This is a genomic window from Pseudomonas sp. 21LCFQ02 (genome assembly GCF_024129895.2).
GTDB lineage: Bacteria > Pseudomonadota > Gammaproteobacteria > Pseudomonadales > Pseudomonadaceae > Aquipseudomonas.
The window spans coordinates 1,978,885-1,998,022 of sequence record NZ_CM178749.1 but is presented as its reverse complement, the minus strand read 5'-3'; the positions used below and the strand labels follow the sequence as shown (position 1 = coordinate 1,998,022).

The window sequence follows — 19,138 nt, the reverse complement described above, 5'->3', positions numbered from 1 at the left end:
CAACCCGAAGGTTGGCGTGTTCATTTAGCGCGGCAGCACGGGCTGACGGGCCGGCTTCTTGCCGCCCTTCTTGTTGGCCTGGGCGCGCTCGCGCGCGGCTTCCTTGTGGCGGGCTTCGGCGGCGGCCTTGGCCTGCTCGCGCTTGTCCCACGGCTTGCTGCCATCGCTGCCACGCGGTGGCAGGCCGGTGTGCTGGGTCAGGATCTTGCCACCACCGTTCCCGGTCGCGCTGCCTTTGCCCACCTTGTGGCTGCCCGATGGCGTGGAGTTCTTGCGCCGGGCACTCTGGTAGCTGTCGGTGGCCGGCTGATGCAGCGGAATCAGTTGATCCTTGCCCGGCCCGATCAGGTCGCTACGCCCCATGCGCTCCAGCGCCTCGCGCAGCATCGGCCAGCCTTTGGGGTCGTGATAGCGCAGGAACGCCTTGTGCAGACGGCGCTGCTCATCGCTCTTGACGATGTTCACCCCTTCACTCTTATAGGTGACCTTGCGCAGCGGGTTCTTGCCCGAGTGGTACATCGCGGTAGCCGAAGCCATCGGCGACGGGTAGAACGCCTGTACCTGGTCGGCGCGGAAGCCGTTGCGCTTGAGCCACAGCGCCAGATTCATCATGTCTTCGTCGGTAGTGCCGGGGTGGGCCGCGATGAAGTACGGAATCAGATACTGCTCCTTGCCCGCTTCTTTCGAGAACTTCTCGAACATGCGCTTGAAGCGGTCGTAGCTGCCGATGCCCGGCTTCATCATCTGGTTGAGCGGACCTTCCTCGGTATGCTCCGGGGCAATCTTCAGGTAACCGCCGACGTGGTGGGTTACCAGCTCCTTCACATACTCCGGCGACTCCACGGCCAGGTCGTAACGCAGGCCCGAGGCAATCAGAATCTTCTTCACCCCCGGCAACGCGCGAGCACTGCGGTACAGCTGGATCAGCGCAGAGTGATCGGTATTGAGGTTCGGGCAGATGCCCGGGAACACGCACGATGGCTTGCGGCACGCGGATTCGATTTCCGGGCTCTTGCAGGCAATGCGGTACATGTTGGCGGTCGGCCCGCCGAGGTCGGAAATCACCCCGGTAAAGCCTGGCACCTTATCGCGGATCTCTTCGATTTCGCGGATGATCGACTCGTGGGAGCGGTTCTGGATGATCCGCCCCTCGTGCTCGGTGATCGAGCAGAAGGTGCAGCCACCGAAGCAGCCACGCATGATGTTCACCGAGAAACGGATCATCTCGTAGGCAGGAATCTTCTCCTTGCCGTACGCCGGGTGCGGTACTCGCGCATAAGGCATGCCGAACACGTAGTCCATTTCTTCGGTGGTCATCGGAATCGGTGGCGGGTTCAGCCAGATATCCGTGTCGCCATGCTTCTGCACCAGCGCCCGCGCGTTGCCGGGGTTGGTTTCCAGGTGCAGCACGCGGTTGGCGTGGGCGTAGAGCACCGGGTCGTTGCGCACTTTCTCGAAGGACGGCAGACGGATCACGGTCTTGTCGCGGGTCATGCGCGGGCTTTCGAGGATCTGCACGACCTTGGCTTCGTTGGGGTCCTCGACCTCGCCCTTGGCCTGCTCGATGGCGCAGGCCTGGGTGTCCTGAGTGTTCACATAGGGGTTGATGATCTTGTCGACCTTGCCCGGCCGGTCAATGCGGGTCGAGTCGACTTCATACCAGCCTTTGGGGGTATCACGGCGCACGAACACAGTGCCGCGAATATCGGTGATGTCTTCGATCTTCTCACCCCACGACAGGCGCTGGGCCACCTCGACCACGGCGCGCTCGGCGTTGCCGTACAGCAGGATATCGGCGCAGGCATCGACCAGGATCGAATGCCGCACTTTGTCCTGCCAGTAGTCATAGTGGGCAATGCGGCGCAGCGAAGCCTCAATGCCGCCGAGGATGATCGGCACATGCTTGTAGGCTTCCTTGCAGCGCTGGCTATACACCAGGCTGGCGCGGTCCGGACGCTTGCCGGCCATGCCGCCGGGCGTATAGGCGTCATCGGAACGGATTTTCTTGTCCGCCGTATAGCGGTTGATCATCGAGTCCATGTTGCCCGCTGCAACGCCGAAAAACAGATTCGGCTCGCCAAGCTTCATGAAGTCGTCCTTGGACTGCCAGTCAGGCTGGGCAATGATCCCGACGCGGAAGCCCTGAGACTCCAGCAGCCGGCCAATGATCGCCATGCCGAAGGAGGGATGATCGACATAAGCATCACCGGTCACGATGATGATGTCGCAGGAATCCCAGCCCAGTTGATCCATCTCTTCCCGGCTCATCGGCAGGAAAGGCGCTGGTCCGAAACATTCGGCCCAGTACTTGGGATAGTCAAATAACGGCTTGGCTGCTTGCATGGCGGTGCCCAGTCTCGGAGTGCAGGAAAATCGCGGGCGCGGAATATAGCACAAATTTTGACCACATCCGACGGTAGTGGTCGGATTTGTCAGCTTGTTTGGGGTTGCTGCGCACCCGGCAAAGCTTCGCGTTTTTATATGACAGCCGGGCCGGTGTGGAACACCAGGCCGACAAGCTGTCACCAGAACAAAGTGCCGGCAGGATCAATCATCGTCGAACTGATAACTGCCCGGCGCGAGGTTTTCGAAGCGGGTGTATTTACCGATGAACGCCAGCCGTGACGTGCCGATCGGGCCGTTACGCTGTTTACCGATGATGATTTCCGCAACCCCCTTGAACTCGGTCTCCGGGTGGTAGACCTCATCGCGGTAGACGAACATGATCACGTCGGCGTCCTGCTCGATCGCTCCGGATTCACGAAGGTCGGAGTTGATCGGGCGTTTGTTCGGCCGTTGCTCCAGAGAGCGGTTGAGCTGCGACAGGGCGATGACCGGGCAGTTGAATTCCTTGGCCAGTGCCTTGAGGGAGCGGGAAATCTCGGAGATTTCGTTGGTCCGGTTCTCGCCGCCGGCACCTGGAATTTTCATCAACTGCAGGTAGTCGATCATGATCATGCCAATATCGCCATGCTCGCGGGCGACGCGCCGGGTTCGGGCGCGCATTTCCGACGGGCTGATGCCTGCGGTATCGTCGATGAACAGCTTGCGGTCGTTGAGCAGGTTGACTGCCGAGGTCAGACGCGGCCAGTCATCATCGTCCAGTTGCCCGGAGCGGATCTTGGTCTGGTCGATACGCCCCAGCGATGACAGCATCCGCATCATCAGCGATTCGCCTGGCATCTCCAGCGAGTAGACCAGCACGGCCTTTTCGCTGCGCAGCACGGCGTTTTCGACCAGGTTCATGGCAAAGGTGGTCTTACCCATCGATGGACGACCGGCAACGATGATCAGGTCGGCCGGCTGCAGCCCGCTGGTTTTGTCATCCAGATCGGTATAGCCAGTGGACAAGCCGGTGATCGCATTGTTGCTGTTGAACAGCGTGTCGATGCGGTCGATGGCGCGGGTCAGCAGGTCATTGACGCCGACCGGGCCGCCAGTCTTGGGACGCGCCTCGGCGATCTGGAAGATCTGCCGCTCGGCCTCGTCGAGAATTTCCTCGGCAGTGCGGCCTTCAGGGTTGAACGCGCTGTCGGCGATATCGTTGCTGATACCGATCAGTTGCCGCAGGGTCGCACGCTGGCGGACGATCTGCGCATAGGCCTTGATGTTGGCCACCGACGGGGTGTTCTTGGCCAGCTCGCTGAGGTAGCCAAGGCCGCCGACCTGAGAGGTCTGGCCTTCCTTGTCGAGTTGCTCTGACAGGGTCACGACGTCGATCGGCAGGTTCTGATCGGCCAGCCGGGCAATGGCCCGGAAGATCAGGCGGTGGTCATGTCGATAGAAATCGCCATCGGATACTTGATCGAGCACGCGCTCCCAGGCGTTGTTGTCCAGCATCAGACCACCCAGCACAGCCTGTTCGGCCTCGATGGAATGCGGCGGCACCTTGAGGGCAGCGGTTTGCAGATCGTATTGCTCGGGGGCGGAAATGTCGTTCATGGCCACTGGAATTAGTAGTTACTCATTTCAGAAAGACAAAGGGCACGACCTGTAAACAGGATCGTGCCCGATGTTAATCCTCTGGCGGGCCAGCCGCCAGAGCATCACGTACTGCTTACGCAGCCACCACGACAACGCGAACGGTCGCATCAACGTCGCTGTGCAGGTGCACGGCAACGTCGTACTCGCCGACGTTACGGATGGTGCCGTTCGGCAGACGAACTTCGCTCTTGGCAACTTCAACGCCGGAGGCGGTCAGTGCGTCAGCGATGTCGTGGGTGCCGATCGAACCGAACAGCTTGCCTTCGTCGCCAGCGGTGGCAGTGATGGTCACTTCCAGCTCGGCCAGTTGGGCAGCGCGGCTTTCAGCCGAAGCTTTCTTGTCTGCAGCCAGTTGCTCCAGCTCAGCACGACGCTCTTCGAACGCAGCCAGGTTGGCTGGGGTCGCAGGGGTGGCTTTGCCGTAAGGCAGCAGGTAGTTACGACCGTAGCCGGCCTTAACGTTTACTTTGTCGCCCAGGTTGCCCAGGTTGGCGACTTTTTCCAGAAGGATCAGTTGCATGTGGAAATCCTCTAAACTTTTAACCTTCACCGTTCGCAGGACCGTTACCGGCGTCTTTCGACCCCCGGCGGCCGCGAAAATCAATCAGGCTGTCGACAATGGCCAGAACCACGAGCAACGGATAGATCAGTTGCATGAATAACAGCAGCGCGACATACATCCCCACCAGCCAGAATTTGCCAAGACGCTTTTCAGCGACCAGGCCATGAACCAGTGCCAGCCCTGCAAAGACCAGCGGCACGCTGCACAGAGGTGTCAGCATGGCCATGTGGGGACCGAAATTCGGCCCGACCAGCATGGCAACCACCAGTACCAGCATCGGTATTGGCGACAGTCTCACGGCACGAAATTCGCGCCCGAAACCGCCAGGGTTGTACAACAACGCTTGCCAGTAACGCCCCAGCATCAGGGTCAGCACACTGACGATCTGCAACAAAGCCGCTATCAGGCCATTGAGTACCGGTGCAATCAGGGATCCCAGACGGGCCCGCTCTTCTACGCTCATTTGCTCGTAGAGGCCGGCGAGCATTGTCGGCAGGTGTTTCTGAATCTCCTGCGACAACAGCTCGATAGGTTCGCGGAATACCGCTCCCAGGATCACTGCATACATCAGTCCCCACGCCACACTGGCGAGTAACACACGGGCCCAGGACTCGCTGGCACGCAAAACCATTGCCAGGCCGAGCGATCCGACCAACACCATGGCGGTGCGCGGTTCGCCGAAATACCACCAGGCCAAAGCCGGCAGCAGAGCCCAGGCCAGGATGCCGGCGGCATCGCTGAACCCGCGTCGCAGAAGCACCAGGCATCCTGCGGCAGCACTCAACCAGAACAGCAGCGGCAATGCCGCACATCCGACCACCACGAAGGTGGCCTGCATACGGCCGCGCATGATCAATTCAGCCAAGGCACGCATGCGATCTATCCCTTGTTACGCTTGTCGACGACCCGGTCTCAGCGGCCGTGGCTGTCGGTGTAAGGCAGCAAGGCCAGGAAGCGGGCGCGCTTGATAGCGGTGGCCAGCTGACGCTGATAGCGAGCTTTGGTACCGGTGATACGGCTTGGAACGATTTTGCCGGTTTCCGATACGTAGGCTTTCAGAGTGTTGAGATCTTTGAAATCGATCTCTTTCACGTCTTCAGCGGTGAAGCGGCAGAATTTACGACGACGGAAGAAACGTGCCATTTAATAGGCTCCTCAAAAGGTCCGTGGATTACTCGTCAGCGCTATCGCTAACGTCGCTGTTGTCGCTGTCGTCGCCATCGGCGCTGTCAGCGTGCTCAGGACGATCGCGACGCTCACGGCGCTCGCTGCGGTTTTCTTCAGCCTTGAGCATCTCGGACTGGCCGGTAACAGCTTCGTCACGACGGATGACCAGGTTACGGATCACGGCGTCGTTGTAACGGAAGTTGTCTTCCAGTTCGGCCAGAGCCTTGCCGGAGCACTCAACGTTCAGCATCACGTAGTGAGCCTTGTGAACGTTGTTGATGGCGTAGGCCAGTTGACGACGGCCCCAGTCTTCCAGGCGGTGGATCTTGCCGCCGTCTTCTTCGATCAGCTTGGTGTAACGCTCGACCATGCCGCCGACTTGTTCGCTCTGGTCCGGGTGAACCAGAAAGATGATTTCGTAATGACGCATGAATGCTCCTTACGGGTTGTAGCCTGCCGCTTGCGCGGTCAGACAAGGAGTGAATGACTCGTTCTGATCTTGCTCGTCACAGGCGCATGAACGCCTGCCATGACAGCAAGGGGCGCAATTGTAGAGAAGCGCCGGAGGTGGCGCAAGAACATTGGTGAATTATTGAGCAATGAGCAGCTGCAAGCTGCAAGCTAGAACAAAGGCAGATCGTGGCAAACGGGAATACTGTGTCCGCCCGGTTCTGCTTTTTCTTGTAGCTTGTCGCTTACAGCTTGTAGCTGGCACGCAGCGCCTAGCGCTTGCTGCCGCGCTGGCGCAGGGCTTCGAACAGACACACACCGGTCGCAACCGAGACATTGAGGCTGCTGACGCTGCCGGCCATGGGCAGGCGCACCAGAAAATCGCAATGCTCGCGGGTCAGGCGGCGCATGCCTTTGCCTTCGGCGCCCATGACAATGGCGATCGGCCCGGTAAGATCCTGCTGGTACAGCTCCTGCTCGGCTTCGCCCGCAGTGCCGACGATCCACACGCCGCGTTTTTGCAGTTTTTCCAGGCTACGCGCCAGGTTGGTTACCGCCACCAGCGGGATGACCTCAGCGGCACCACAGGCCACTTTACGCACCGTGGCATTGAGGGTTGCCGATTTGTCCTTGGGCACGATCACCGCCAGCGCACCGGCGGCATCGGCGGTGCGCAGACAGGCACCGAGGTTGTGCGGATCGGTCACGCCGTCGAGCACCAGCAGCAATGGCGTGCCTTCATGACGCTCAAGCAACTCATCGAGCATCGCCTCGCCCCAGACCTGGCTGGGGCTGACTTCCGCGACCACACCCTGATGCACGCCTTCAACCCAGGCGTCCATCTCGCGACGCTCGGCCTGACCGATCTGCACGCGGTTCTGCGTGGCCAGTTCAACCAGGTTCTGCACCCGCGGCTCGCTGCGCCCTTCCGCCAGCCAGATCTGCTTGACCCGTTTGGGGTGATGACGCAACAACGCCTCTACGGCATGCACGCCGTAGACTTTTTCCAGCTCACTCATGACTTGCCCTTGGACTTGGACCGCGATGGCCCCTTGCGATGCTTGGTCGGCTTGCCTGCAGGCTCACCGCTGTGCGATGAGGACTTGCCTGAAGACTTGCCAGCACCCTTGGCTTCGGCCAGCAGCGCCTTTTTCATTTCCCGGCTCTTGCGCACCTCGGCGTTTTTGGCCACGGCATCGCTCGGATAGTAAGCATCAGCCACCGCACGTTTGCCTGAAGTGGCGCGCCGCTCTTTTTTTGCCGGCGCTGCAGGCGGCTCACTGAAAGGCGATTGGCTCTGCCCCTGATTTTGCCCCTGCAACTGACGCTTGCGCGGTGCAGCTGCAGTCGCTGAACCGGCCGGCACTTCGAAGTCGATCTTGCGCTCGTCCAGATTGACGCGCATGACCTTCACTTCAATGCTGTCGCCCAAGCGGTAGCTGCGCCCGCTGCGCTCACCAGCCAGGCGATGGTGCACAGGGTCGTAATGGTAGTAGTCGTCCGGCAAGGCAGTGACATGCACCATGCCTTCGACATAGATGTCAGTCAGCTCGACAAACAGGCCAAAGCCGGTCGCGGCGGTAATGACACCCGGGAACGTCTCACCCACGCGGTCTTTCATGTACTCGCACTTGAGCCAGTTGACCACGTCGCGGGTGGCCTCGTCGGCACGGCGCTCGCTCATCGAGCACTGCTCGCCCAGTTGCTCAAGGCTTGTTTCGTCGTACGGATAGATCCGCGCCTTGGGAATGGTCGCCCCGCCAGCACGCCGCACATGGGGCGTCTCGCGCTTGGAACGGATCACACTGCGGATCGCACGGTGGGTCAGCAGGTCCGGATAGCGACGGATTGGCGAGGTGAAGTGCGTGTAGGCCTCGTAGTTCAGGCCGAAGTGGCCGTTGTTGTCGGAGGTGTAGACTGCCTGGCTCAACGAACGCAACATCACGGTCTGGATCAGGTGATGGTCCGGGCGTTCACGCACGGTTTCCAGCAGCGCCTGGTAATCCTTCGGGGTTGGCCCCTCTTTGCCCTTGTGCAGCGAAAGCCCCAGCTCACCAAGAAAGGCACTGAGCTTTTCCAGACGCTCTGGCGGCGGGCCGTCATGCACCCGGTACAGGGCAGGAATCTCGTGCTTCTTGAGGAATTCGGCAGTGGCCACGTTGGCCGCCAGCATGCACTCCTCGATCAGCTTGTGCGCATCGTTGCGGGTGGTCGGGCGGATCTCGGCGATCTTGCGCTCGGCACCGAAGATGATGCGGGTTTCCTGGGTTTCGAAATCGATGGCACCACGCGCATGCCGTGCGCCCAGCAGCACCTTGTACAGTGCATACAGTTGCTTGAGGTCCGGCACCACTTCGTTGTATTGCTCACGCAGCTTGCGTGCTTCGGAAGTACGCGAGTGCTCAAGGATGGTGCTGACCTTGTTATAGGTCAGGCGCGCATGGGAGTGGATCACGGCTTCATAGAACACGTAATCGACCATCTCGCCGGTCTTGGAGAAATCCATCTCGCAGACCATGGCAAGGCGATCGACATGCGGATTCAGCGAGCACAGGCCATTGGACAGTTCTTCCGGCAGCATGGGCACGACGCGCTCGGGGAAATACACCGAGTTGCCACGCACCTGGGCCTCGGCATCCAGCGCCGAGTCAACTTTCACATAACTGGAAACGTCGGCAATCGCCACGTACAGCTTCCAGCCACCGGAGAACAGCCGCAGTTTGCCGGGGCGCGCTTCGCAGTACACCGCATCGTCGAAGTCGCGGGCATCTTCGCCGTCGATGGTCACGAACGGCAGATGGCGCAGGTCGATGCGGTTGGCCTTGTCGCGCTCTTCGACTTCGGGCTTGAGGCGCCCGGCCTCCTTGAGCACCCCTTGCGGCCAGACATGCGGAATATCGTAGCTGCGCAGCGCAACGTCGATTTCCATGCCCGGAGCCATGTAGTTGCCTACCACTTCGACCACGTCACCTTGAGGCTGGAAGCGCGGGGTCGGCCAGTGGGTAATCTTCACCGAGACGAACTGGCCCACCTTGGCGCCACCGTTACGTCCCTGGGTGATCAGCACTTCCTGCTGGACCTTGGGATTGTCAGGCACCACGAAACCAATGCCGCTTTCTTCGTAGTAGCGACCCACGATGGTTTCATGCCCACGGGAGATGACTTCGACAATCACCCCTTCGCGGCGACCACGACGATCAAAACCGGCCACACGCGCCAGGCCACGGTCGCCGTCGAACACCAGGCGCATCTGTGCCGGGCTCAGGAACAGGTCATCGGAACCATCGTCCGGAACCAGAAAGCCGAAGCCGTCACGGTGGCCCGACACGCGACCCAGAATCAGGTCCAGCTTGTCGACCGGCGCATAGGTGCCGCGACGGGTGTAAATCAGTTGACCATCGCGCTCCATGGCCCGCAAACGGCGGCGCAGGGCTTCGATCTGGTCTTCGGTGGTCAGACCGAATTCGTCGACCAGCTGCTCACGGGCAGCGGGCGAACCACGCTCAGCGAGGTGATGCAGGATCAGCTCGCGGCTGGGAATGGGGTTTTCGTATTTTTCCGCTTCACGGGCGGCCTCGGGATCGAGGGATTGCCAATCGGCCATTAGTATTCATTCACCTTATCTGTAAGGGCGCAGTTTCGCATATACGGGATTGAAACGCTAAATGAAGGCGTCTAACCCCATCCAGTCACTTTTTTTCAAAAACCTTAAAAAAGAGCTTTACAGGCTTTCATGCCATCCCTATGATGCGCACCACAACGACGGCACAGCCTACGTTGAGTTGTGACAAGCTTTGATTTCAAACGAAATTAAAGCCAAATGCAACGAGTTGCCCAGGTGGTGAAATTGGTAGACACGCCAGCTTCAGGTGCTGGTGGCCTTACGGCCGTGGAAGTTCGAGTCTTCTCCTGGGCACCAATTCAAACGTTCAAGATAATGTCTTGGATGTAGCTGAAAAAGCAAACGCTGCAAATGTAATATCCGCCCAGGTGGTGAAATTGGTAGACACGCCAGCTTCAGGTGCTGGTGACCTTACGGTCGTGGAAGTTCGAGTCTTCTCCTGGGCACCAATTCAAACAAAACCGAGCCACTGGCTCGGTTTTGTGCTTTCTGGGGTTTGCTTTAACGCAATTGAGCCGTATGCATGTAGGAGCGAGCTCGCTCGCGAAAGGGCCAGTCCAGGCGCAACATACGTGCCGCCTGGCAAGCCGCCTTCGCGACCAAGGTCGCTCCTACCATCAGACCGCAACCACACCTGAACACTCAAGCCCGGAACTGCCCCAGGCTCGCCTTGAGCTGCGCCGCCAGACCACTCAGCACTTTACCACTGGCAGTGGTTTCCGATACCGCCTGCGCTGCGCGCTCCGCCTGGGCATGGATCACCTCGACCCGACCACGCACCGCCTGCGCACCTTGCGCCTGATGCACAGCGGCCTGAGTTGCCAGACCAATGGCCGCATGCACCTGCTCGACCGACTCCTGCACCGACTGCTGCAACCTGGAACTGTCACGCAACACCGCCAACCCCTCTTTGGCCTGCCGGCCGGCCTGATCAATTGCCGCCACCGCCTCCTTGGCGCCGCGCTGCAACGCCACGATATGTTCCTGAATATCGCCTGTGGAGCTTTGAGTCTTGCTGGCCAGCGCCCGTACCTCGTCCGCCACCACAGCAAAACCACGTCCGGTTTCACCGGCCCGCGCCGCTTCAATCGCCGCGTTCAGGGCCAACAGGTTGGTCTGCTCGGCAATCCCGTGAATCACCTCAAGCACCACTTCGATCTGCTGACTCTGCTGGGCCAGACGCTCAATCACCTGAGCACCGGTCTCGACCTGCCCGGCCAGCGCCTCGATCAGACCGCCCACCTGGTTGGCAGTGCGCGTGGTTTCATCGGTCGCCTGCTTGATTCCCACCACTTGCTGCAACGCACTCTGCATCACCTGGCTTTCGTTCTGCGCCTCATCGGCCATACGCTCCAGCGCCTGCAAGCTGGCGGCGACTTCGTCACGCTGCCGCCCGGCTGCCGCATCAGCACCGGCATTGCGCTCGCTCATCACGCCGATTTCGACACCGGTACGCTGGGCCACCTCACCCGCCTCACGCACGATTGGCTGCAGCTTGTCAACAAACCGGTTGACCGCTGCTGACATATCGCCAATTTCGTCATCGCTGTCGAGCTTGACCCGCTTGGTCAAATCACCCTCACCCGCTGCCAGGTCATTCAGGGCCGCAATCAGCAAGCGCAGTTTGCTGACCACCCGCCGCCCAAGCACCACAGCCACCAACAGCAGCACACCCAACCCGACCAGCGCCAGGCTCAGACCAATCCTCCAGCGCAGTGATTCAGCTGCTTGCTGCACCGCCAGCCGGGTATTGCCCGCCATGGTGTCGGCAGTGTTGTGTGCCTCCTGCAAGCGGCTGCGCAGCGCCGTCGAACTGCCTGCCGAAGCACTGGCCAGGCTCTCTGAAACCAGTTGCTCGCTACTGCTGATGAGGCCCGAGAAGCGCTTGTCCAGCGCAGTCAGGTTTTCTTCCACCGCACTGGTAGAAACCCCCATGCGCACCTTGCCGATCTCGACGCCATTGGGGCTGATCGATGCTTCGACGTAATACACACCCGGATCGGTTTTCGCCGCATCCAGGACCTTGTCCATGGCCCGCTCGCCCTGCCCCTTGGCCAGCAGCGCCTTGATCTTGGCGTTATCTCGATCCAGGTAGCGAGTCAGGTGCTCACCGGCCGCATCGTCATAGACGACGAACAACACGTTGGGATTGCGCTGCGCCCGGCGGGCGAATTCGGAGAGGGTCGGGGTGTCGTTATCCCACATGGCACGCGGCGCAACCGCCGCCAGCAATTCGGCCATGTCATTGGCAGACTCGTGCAGGTTCTTTTCCAGCGTGGCACGCAGTTGCCCCTGCTCATCCTTCAAACGAGTGGACAAGCCCTGACTCAAACGCTGGCGGGTATTGGTCGATAGCGCTTCCAGGCTGGAAGCAACTTCGTTACTGGCACGCTCCAACTGAGTCGACAGCTGTTGCGAATCCACACCCAGACTGCGGGCAAGATCAGCCTCCAGCGCAGCCACCGTGCTGCGTGTCAGCGCAACAGCGACCAGCACTTGCACCAGAAGGGCAATACCAAGAGCAATGAATACAGGACGCAACAAACGACTACGCAGCAGAGAAAGGACAGCAGACACGGGGGAACTCCTTCCACCAACAAACGCCATCAAACTGATAGCATCTTTTCTGACGTTTCTACAGCAATAGTCGTGCCCACAGCAAGTAACACATTTATGAGCAACTCAGCTGCCCAGAAACGACAAAGGATCGCAAATGCGACCCTTTGTCGTGTAGCGCGATCAGATCAGGCGAACGGATGACGCAGGACGATCGTCTCGTTGCGGTCAGGACCGGTCGAAATGATGTCGATCGGTGCACCCACCAGCTCTTCGATGCGCTTGATGTAAGCCTGGGCAGCAGCCGGCAGCTCGGCAAGGGTCTTGGCGCCCAGCGTCGATTCGCTCCAGCCCGGCAACTGCTCATATACCGGACGCAGGCCTACATAGCTGTCGGCATCGGTCGGCGCTTCGATCACCGCACCGTTTTCGTTCTCGTAACCGACGCAGATATTGATGGTTTCCAGACCGTCGAGCACGTCCAGCTTGGTCAGGCACAGGCCCGAGATGCTGTTGATTTCGATGGCACGGCGCAGGATCACGGCGTCGAACCAGCCGCAACGACGAGCGCGGCCAGTGGTGGAGCCGAATTCATGACCACGCTTGGCCAGGAACGCACCGGTGTCGTCGAACAGTTCGGTCGGGAACGGACCGGAACCTACGCGAGTGGTGTAGGCCTTGGTGATGCCCAGAATGTAGTCCAGGTACAGCGGACCAAAACCGGAGCCGGTGGCGATACCGCCAGCAGTGGTATTGGAACTGGTCACATACGGGTAAGTACCGTGGTCGATGTCGAGCAACGAACCCTGAGCACCCTCGAACATGATGTCCTTGCCGGCGCGACGCAGGTCGTGCAGTTCGGCGGTCACATCGAGCATCAGCGGTTGCAGCTGCTCGGCGTATTCCATGCATTCGTCCAGCGTTTTCTGGAAGTCGATAGCCGGCTCTTTGTAGTAATTGACCAGCTGGAAGTTATGGTAATCCAGCAGCTCACCCAGCTTGGCAGCGAAACGCTCACGATGGAACAGGTCGCCCACACGCAGGCCGCGACGAGCAACCTTGTCTTCGTAGGCCGGGCCAATACCGCGACCGGTCGTACCGATCTTCAGCTCGCCACGAGCCTTCTCGCGCGCCTGGTCCAGCGCAACGTGGTAAGACAGGATCAGCGGGCAGGAAGGGCTGATACGCAGGCGCTCACGCACCGGCACGCCTTTTTCTTCGAGCTTGACGATTTCGCGCATGAGCGCGTCGGGCGCCACGACCACACCGTTACCGATCAGGCACTGTACGCCTTCGCGCAGTACACCGGACGGAATCAGATGCAGTACGGTCTTCTCACCATCGATCACCAGGGTGTGGCCAGCATTGTGACCGCCCTGATAGCGAACTACGGCGGCAGCATGTTCGGTCAGCAGATCGACGATCTTGCCTTTGCCCTCATCACCCCACTGGGTGCCCAGGACTACGACATTCTTACCCATAACACTCGTCCTCATTCACGCAAACTTGGTGCCGGCGGCAGCCGGCAGGAATACTCAAGAGGCCAGTGGCATTACCTGCCAGCCCTCACCATGCTGAATCAATTGCCGGTCGCAGCCAGCTTCACGCGCGGCGCTTACCTGCTGCCCAGGCAACGCCTGAACGACACGTTGCCCGTCTTTGCGCAACTGGCAGATGGACTGCCAGAGCGCTGAATCATTACTGTCCGGCACCCAGATACCGCCGGTCGGCACTTCGATTTCGGCCTGCCCCAGAGTGACCAGGGTTTTCAGATCGGTCGAGAAGCCGGTAGCCGGACGTGCACGACCGAAATCGGCACCGATATCGTCGTACCGGCCACCCTGAGCAATCGACTCGCCTACACCCGGCACAAACGCGGCAAACACAACACCGGTGTGGTAGTGATAACCGCGTAACTCACCCAGGTCGAAATACAGCGGCAACTGCGGGAAGCGCGCGGTCAGGCGTTCGGCCACCACCAGCAGGTCATCCAGTGCCGCCAGTACCGGTGCAGGCGCACCCGCCAGTCGTTCACGGGCCTCGGCCAGCACCTCACGGCCGCCGCACAGCCCGACCAGCGCCTGCAGCATGGAAGCCAGGTTGGCAGGCAGACCGGTGGTCAGGCTCACGACCTCGTCGATGGCCTTGCGCTGCAGTGCATCGAACAACTGCTGCTCGACCTCGCCAGACAAGCCGGCTGCACGCGCCAGGCCGCGGTAGATACCGACATGCCCCAGATCCATATGCACATCCGGCACTTCGGCCTGCTGCAGCATCGCCAGCATCAAACTGATGACTTCGACGTCACTGCTGGTGCTTGCATCGCCATAAAGCTCGGCACCCAGCTGGATCGGGCTGCGCGAATTGGACAATGCACGCGGCTTGGCATGCAGCACGCTACCGGCGTAGCACAGACGTGTCGGACCTTCACGCTTGAGGGTGTGGGCGTCGATACGCGCCACCTGCGGCGTGATGTCGGCGCGAAAGCCCATCTGCCGCCCCGACTGCGGATCGATCACCTTGAAGGTACGCAGGTCCAGATCGGAACCGGCGCCGATCAACAGCGACTCAAGGTATTCGATATGCGGAGTGACGACGAATTCATAGCCCCAGCTCTGGAACAGGTCCAGTACCTGACGTCGTGCGACTTCAATGCGTGCAGCATCGGGTGGCAGCACTTCTTCAATGCCATCCGGGAGCAGCCAGCGGTCAACCGTTGCCATTAAGCCCTTCCCCTTATCCGGGCGGCCAGCCTTCGGGCAAGCCTTGAATGAAGCAGAGAGCGGTCGCCATACGACGGGCACGACAAACACCCGAAACCAGGCCTCGGACCCACTCTCCTTGAAAAATCCTGCCGCCTGCACTCAGGCAAACGGCCAATCAAACATGCAGACGCAAAAAAGCCGGGAATTTCCCGGCTGCCGCATGATACACACGTTTTACCGTACGTTCACCCCATGAGACAGATTTGCCGCCCAATGGGGTGATGCGGATTACGGCTTGGCTTTCTCCAGGTAGCGGAAAAACTCGCTCTTGGGGTCCAGCACCAGCACGTCACTCTTGCTTGCAAAGCTTTCACGATAGGCCAGCAGGCTGCGATAGAACGCGTAGAACTCCTGATCCTGACCATAGGCCTTGGCGTAGATCGCAGCGGCCTGGGCATCACCATCACCACGGGTCTCTTCAGACTCACGATAGGCTTCAGCCAGCAGCACACGGCGCTGACGATCAGCGTCGGCACGAATACCTTCAGCCAGCTCGTTACCCTTGGCGCGATGCTCGCGAGCCTCACGCTCACGCTCGGTGCTCATGCGCTCGAACACGCTGCGGTTGACTTCCTTGGGCAGGTCGATGGCTTTGACACGTACGTCAAGGACTTCGATACCCAGCTCTTTCTCCGCCATACGGTTCAGCGAGCCGGTGATGTCTGCCATCAGCGCGTCACGCTCACCCGATACCACTTCATGCAGGGTGCGCTTACCGAACTGGTCACGCAGACCGGACTCCAGACGACGCGACAACCGCTCGTCGGCAATCTGCTTGAGGCCCGAGGTCGCGGTGTAGAAGCGCTCGGCATCCTTGACCCGCCACTTGGCGTAAGCATCGACCATCACGGCCTTTTTCTCCAGCGTCAGGAACCGCTGGGTGGGTGCATCAAGGGTCAGCAGACGCGCATCGAACTTGCGCACCTGATTGACGTACGGAACCTTCACATGCAGGCCAGGCTGTACGTCAGGCTGTACGACCCGACCGAATTGCAGCAGGACCGCACGTTCGGTCTGCGCAACGATGTAGAAGCTGTTCCAGGCGACAACCGCCAGCACCACGCCCACGATGAGCGCAAACAGTGACTTATTGCTCATCAGCGGCTCTCCCTGGTACGCGTTTCACGCTGCTGGATATCGACCGGGCGAGCAGCATTGTCAGCACTCACGGCAGAGCCGTTATTGCTGGCAGGCGTCGCGGTATTGTTGCTGCGACCGCTCTCGACCATCTTGTCCAGCGGCAGATAAAGCAGGTTGTTCTGCCCCTTGTCACCGGTGACCAGCACTTTGCTGGTATTGCTGAACACTTCCTGCATGGTCTCCAGATACAGACGCTCGCGAGTGATCTCAGGAGCCTTGCGGTACTCAGCTACCAGCTTGGTGAAGCGCTCGCTGTCACCCTTGGCCCTGGAAATCACTTCATCGCGATAACCGTTGGCGTTCTCGATGATGCGCTGGGCCTGACCACGCGCCTCAGGAATCACGCCATTGGCGTAGCCTTCGGCCTGGTTGCGGGCACGCTGCTCGTCTTCACGGGCACGGATCACATCATCGAAGGCTTCCTGCACTTCACGCGGTGCCGCTGCGCTTTGCACGTTCACCTGGGTGATGGTGATACCGGTACGGTAGGTATCGAGGAAACGCTGCAAACGCTCCTTGATCTCGGTGGCCATCAGCTCACGACCTTCGGTCAGTACCTGATCCATGGCCGTGGAGCCCACGACATGGCGAAGGGCACTTTCGGTGGCATGCTGCAGGCTCACTTCAGGCTGATCCACATTCAGCACGAAGTCCTGGAGGCTGGAAATCCGGTATTGCACGGTCAACGGCACTTCGACGATGTTCTCGTCTTCGGTCAGCATCTGACCCTGCTTGCTGTAAGCGCGCTCGCGGGTGACGTTTTCCATGTACTTGCGGTCGAACGGCGGGAAATAGATGTTCAGGCCGGGACCTACAGTCTCGTAGTACTTGCCGAACCGCAGGACGACGGCCTGCTCCTGCTCGTCGACAACATAGACGGCGTTGTACAACCAGAAGGCCAGGACCACGAACAGGCCGATGCCCAGCAGGCCAAAGCCGCCGCCCTTGCTGGAGCTGCCGCCGCCACTGCCATCACCACTGCGTTTCTTACCGCCGCCGAACAACCCATTCAGGCTTTCCTGCAGCTTGCGGAAGGCTTCGTCGAGATCCGGCGGCCCCTTGCGATCGCCACCACGACGGTTGCCACCCCAGGGATCCTGATTGTTCGAGTTGCCACCCGGCTCATTCCAAGCCATAGCGCTCTCCATCTGATAAAGCAAAGACGCGCCCTCGGCGCGCCGCCCCATGCTACCGAATGCTCGGGAAAGGCGTGCTATCGCTTTCCCGCGCTTTTATTGCAAAGTGTGTTGCTCAATGAACTCCAGCGGCTGCAATCCTTCGCGACTCACCAGTCGATTGAGTTCGACACGTGGCAGACGCACAGCCAGCAAGCTGGCCCCTTCTTCATCGTGCACCTCGCTTTGCACAGCGCCGACTTCAAAGAACCTTGCCCGCAGTCGAGCAAAACGCTGCGGTAAACGCAAGGTTGCAACAAAAAGATCTTCACCCAACAGCTCAGCGATCGCCTGCTTGAGCAGGTCGAGACCACGACCGTCGCGAGCCGACAGCCAGACCCGCTCCGGCTTGCCATCAGGGGTTCGCTGGATATGCGGCTCGACATTCTCGAGCAGATCGAGTTTGTTATACACCTCAAGTATCGGCAAGTCCTGGGCGCCGATCTCGACCAGCACGGCCATGACCTGTTCGATCTGCGCATCGCGCTCAGGCTCATGGGCGTCGATCACATGCAGCAGCAGGTCGGAATTGCTCGATTCTTCCAGCGTGGCGCGAAACGCCTCGACCAGTTTGTGCGGAAGGTGGCGAATGAAACCCACGGTATCGGCCAGGACAATCGGCCCCAGGTCGTCAAGCTGCAGACGACGCAGGGTCGGATCGAGGGTGGCGAACAACTGGTCGGCCGCATAGACCTCAGAATCGGTCACTGAATTGAACAGCGTCGACTTGCCTGCGTTGGTATAGCCGACCAGCGAAACCGAAGGGATATCCGCCCGCTTGCGCCCGCGCCGCGCCTGATCGCGCTGGCTGCGCACCTTCTCCAGACGGCCCTTGATCTGCCGCAGGCGCACCCGCAGCAGACGACGGTCGGTTTCGAGCTGGGTCTCACCAGGACCGCGCAGCCCGATACCACCCTTTTGCCGCTCAAGGTGAGTCCAGCCGCGAACCAGGCGGGTACTCATATGCTCAAGCTGGGCCAGTTCAACCTGCAGCTTGCCTTCATGGGTACGCGCACGCTGGGCGAAGATGTCGAGAATCAACCCGGTACGATCGAGCACCCGGCATTCAAAGACACGTTCGAGGTTACGCTCCTGGCTGGGCGTGAGGGTGTGATTGAAAATCACCAGATCGACATGACCGGAGCGGACCTGGTCGCGAAGTTCCTCGACCTTGCCGGTTCCGATCAGGTATTTGGCCGATGGACGATGCCGTGGCACGTTGACCAGTGCGACGGTATCGGCGCCGGCCGACAGAGCCAGCTCCTGAAACTCCTGCGGATCTTCGCGCGCCTCAGGGTCTTGACCTTCCAGATGAACGAGCAACGCCCGCTCACCACCGCTGTGGCGCTCAAAGAACAAGGCAGGCTCCTATCAGGCGTTACCAGGCTCGGAATCACCTGCTTCATCGGTAGCACTTGGCAGGCGGATTGGACGGACCGGAACAACAGTGGAAATAGCATGCTTGTACACCATCTGGCTGACGGTGTTTTTCAGCAGAATGACGAACTGATCGAACGACTCGATCGTACCTTGCAGCTTGATACCGTTGACCAGATAGATCGAAACGCCGACCTTCTCTTTGCGCAAGGTATTCAAGTAAGGGTCTTGTAGCGAATGCCCTTTTGACATGTGCCGCACTCCTTTAAGGATCAATAATAGTAAAACGAATTCGATTGGCTTGGACCGCCACCCCCCAAGGATAGACAGCCATTGCAGG

Annotated in this window: 15 protein-coding genes and 2 tRNA genes; 2 read left to right on the top strand and 15 right to left on the bottom strand. The window is 60.0% G+C overall.

Annotated features, from left to right (window positions below; translation table 11 throughout):
* Positions 1 to 24: 24 nt before the first annotated feature.
* From NJC40_RS09145 to rnr, 8 genes are all read right to left on the bottom strand, one after another.
* Complete coding sequence (locus NJC40_RS09145) at positions 25 to 2,343, bottom strand: YgiQ family radical SAM protein (RefSeq protein ID WP_045486853.1); 2,319 nt, start codon at positions 2,341 to 2,343, stop codon at positions 25 to 27.
* Positions 2,344 to 2,547: 204 nt separating this feature from the next.
* The gene (dnaB, locus tag NJC40_RS09140) at positions 2,548 to 3,942 is read right to left on the bottom strand and encodes a replicative DNA helicase (protein ID WP_045486851.1); all 1,395 of its coding nucleotides are present in this window, start codon (positions 3,940 to 3,942) and stop codon (positions 2,548 to 2,550) included.
* A 115-nt stretch (positions 3,943 to 4,057) separates the two neighbouring features.
* The gene (gene rplI, locus NJC40_RS09135) at positions 4,058 to 4,504 is read right to left on the bottom strand and encodes a 50S ribosomal protein L9 (RefSeq protein WP_045486850.1); all 447 of its coding nucleotides are present in this window, start codon (positions 4,502 to 4,504) and stop codon (positions 4,058 to 4,060) included.
* A gap of 19 nt (positions 4,505 to 4,523) precedes the next feature.
* Positions 4,524 to 5,420, bottom strand: coding sequence for a YybS family protein (locus NJC40_RS09130; RefSeq protein ID WP_045486849.1), 897 nt, complete (start codon positions 5,418 to 5,420; stop codon positions 4,524 to 4,526).
* Between the two features lie 38 nt (positions 5,421 to 5,458).
* Positions 5,459 to 5,689 (bottom strand): 30S ribosomal protein S18, encoded by a 231-nt coding sequence (gene rpsR / locus NJC40_RS09125; protein WP_003249563.1) that lies wholly within the window; start codon positions 5,687 to 5,689, stop codon positions 5,459 to 5,461.
* Positions 5,690 to 5,717: 28 nt separating this feature from the next.
* Positions 5,718 to 6,143 carry a 30S ribosomal protein S6 gene (rpsF, locus tag NJC40_RS09120; RefSeq protein WP_045486846.1) on the bottom strand — a complete coding sequence of 142 codons (426 nt, stop codon included), beginning with the start codon at positions 6,141 to 6,143 and terminating at the stop codon, positions 5,718 to 5,720.
* A gap of 292 nt (positions 6,144 to 6,435) precedes the next feature.
* A complete protein-coding gene (gene rlmB / locus NJC40_RS09115; protein WP_253140325.1) occupies positions 6,436 to 7,182 on the bottom strand; it encodes a 23S rRNA (guanosine(2251)-2'-O)-methyltransferase RlmB in 747 nt (248 codons plus the stop codon).
* A complete protein-coding gene (gene rnr / locus NJC40_RS09110) occupies positions 7,179 to 9,767 on the bottom strand; it encodes a ribonuclease R (RefSeq protein WP_045486837.1) in 2,589 nt (862 codons plus the stop codon). The genes rlmB and rnr overlap by 4 nt, the downstream gene beginning before the upstream one ends.
* Before the next feature lie 228 nt (positions 9,768 to 9,995).
* Between rnr and NJC40_RS09105 the strand changes: the two genes are divergently transcribed.
* Together NJC40_RS09105 and NJC40_RS09100 are read left to right on the top strand one after the other, a co-directional pair.
* Positions 9,996 to 10,082 (top strand) — tRNA-Leu (locus tag NJC40_RS09105).
* Between the two features lie 65 nt (positions 10,083 to 10,147).
* Positions 10,148 to 10,234 (top strand) — tRNA-Leu (locus NJC40_RS09100).
* A 193-nt stretch (positions 10,235 to 10,427) separates the two neighbouring features.
* Here NJC40_RS09100 and NJC40_RS09095 read toward each other — a convergent pair.
* From NJC40_RS09095 to hfq, 7 genes are all read right to left on the bottom strand, one after another.
* Positions 10,428 to 12,362, bottom strand: a complete 1,935-nt coding sequence (locus NJC40_RS09095; RefSeq protein WP_045486835.1) for a methyl-accepting chemotaxis protein — start codon at positions 12,360 to 12,362, stop codon at positions 10,428 to 10,430.
* A 167-nt stretch (positions 12,363 to 12,529) separates the two neighbouring features.
* Complete coding sequence (locus tag NJC40_RS09090) at positions 12,530 to 13,822, bottom strand: adenylosuccinate synthase (protein WP_045486833.1); 1,293 nt, start codon at positions 13,820 to 13,822, stop codon at positions 12,530 to 12,532.
* 54 nt (positions 13,823 to 13,876) lie between these two features.
* On the bottom strand, positions 13,877 to 15,064 hold the full coding sequence (locus NJC40_RS09085; protein ID WP_045486831.1) for an ATP phosphoribosyltransferase regulatory subunit: 1,188 nt from the start codon (positions 15,062 to 15,064) through the stop codon (positions 13,877 to 13,879).
* A 270-nt stretch (positions 15,065 to 15,334) separates the two neighbouring features.
* Complete coding sequence (gene hflC / locus NJC40_RS09080; RefSeq protein WP_045486829.1) at positions 15,335 to 16,204, bottom strand: protease modulator HflC; 870 nt, start codon at positions 16,202 to 16,204, stop codon at positions 15,335 to 15,337.
* A complete protein-coding gene (gene hflK, locus NJC40_RS09075; RefSeq protein WP_045486827.1) occupies positions 16,204 to 17,382 on the bottom strand; it encodes an FtsH protease activity modulator HflK in 1,179 nt (392 codons plus the stop codon). The genes hflC and hflK overlap by 1 nt, the downstream gene beginning before the upstream one ends.
* Positions 17,383 to 17,478: 96 nt before the next feature.
* On the bottom strand, positions 17,479 to 18,780 hold the full coding sequence (gene hflX / locus NJC40_RS09070; protein WP_045486825.1) for a ribosome rescue GTPase HflX: 1,302 nt from the start codon (positions 18,778 to 18,780) through the stop codon (positions 17,479 to 17,481).
* 12 nt (positions 18,781 to 18,792) lie between these two features.
* Positions 18,793 to 19,050 (bottom strand): RNA chaperone Hfq, encoded by a 258-nt coding sequence (gene hfq / locus NJC40_RS09065; protein ID WP_045486823.1) that lies wholly within the window; start codon positions 19,048 to 19,050, stop codon positions 18,793 to 18,795.
* Between the last annotated feature and the right edge of the window lie 88 nt (positions 19,051 to 19,138).

Coding starts and splice junctions, on each gene's coding strand:
- NJC40_RS09145 (WP_045486853.1), bottom strand. CDS start 2,343: ATGCAAGCAGCCAAGCCGTTATTTGACTATCCCAAGTACTGGGCCGAA.
- dnaB (WP_045486851.1), bottom strand. CDS start 3,942: ATGAACGACATTTCCGCCCCCGAGCAATACGATCTGCAAACCGCTGCC.
- rplI (WP_045486850.1), bottom strand. CDS start 4,504: ATGCAACTGATCCTTCTGGAAAAAGTCGCCAACCTGGGCAACCTGGGC.
- NJC40_RS09130 (WP_045486849.1), bottom strand. CDS start 5,420: ATGCGTGCCTTGGCTGAATTGATCATGCGCGGCCGTATGCAGGCCACC.
- rpsR (WP_003249563.1), bottom strand. CDS start 5,689: ATGGCACGTTTCTTCCGTCGTCGTAAATTCTGCCGCTTCACCGCTGAA.
- rpsF (WP_045486846.1), bottom strand. CDS start 6,143: ATGCGTCATTACGAAATCATCTTTCTGGTTCACCCGGACCAGAGCGAA.
- rlmB (WP_253140325.1), bottom strand. CDS start 7,182: ATGAGTGAGCTGGAAAAAGTCTACGGCGTGCATGCCGTAGAGGCGTTG.
- rnr (WP_045486837.1), bottom strand. CDS start 9,767: ATGGCCGATTGGCAATCCCTCGATCCCGAGGCCGCCCGTGAAGCGGAA.
- NJC40_RS09090 (WP_045486833.1), bottom strand. CDS start 13,822: ATGGGTAAGAATGTCGTAGTCCTGGGCACCCAGTGGGGTGATGAGGGC.
- NJC40_RS09085 (WP_045486831.1), bottom strand. CDS start 15,064: ATGGCAACGGTTGACCGCTGGCTGCTCCCGGATGGCATTGAAGAAGTG.
- hflC (WP_045486829.1), bottom strand. CDS start 16,204: ATGAGCAATAAGTCACTGTTTGCGCTCATCGTGGGCGTGGTGCTGGCG.
- hflK (WP_045486827.1), bottom strand. CDS start 17,382: ATGGCTTGGAATGAGCCGGGTGGCAACTCGAACAATCAGGATCCCTGG.
- hfq (WP_045486823.1), bottom strand. CDS start 19,050: ATGTCAAAAGGGCATTCGCTACAAGACCCTTACTTGAATACCTTGCGC.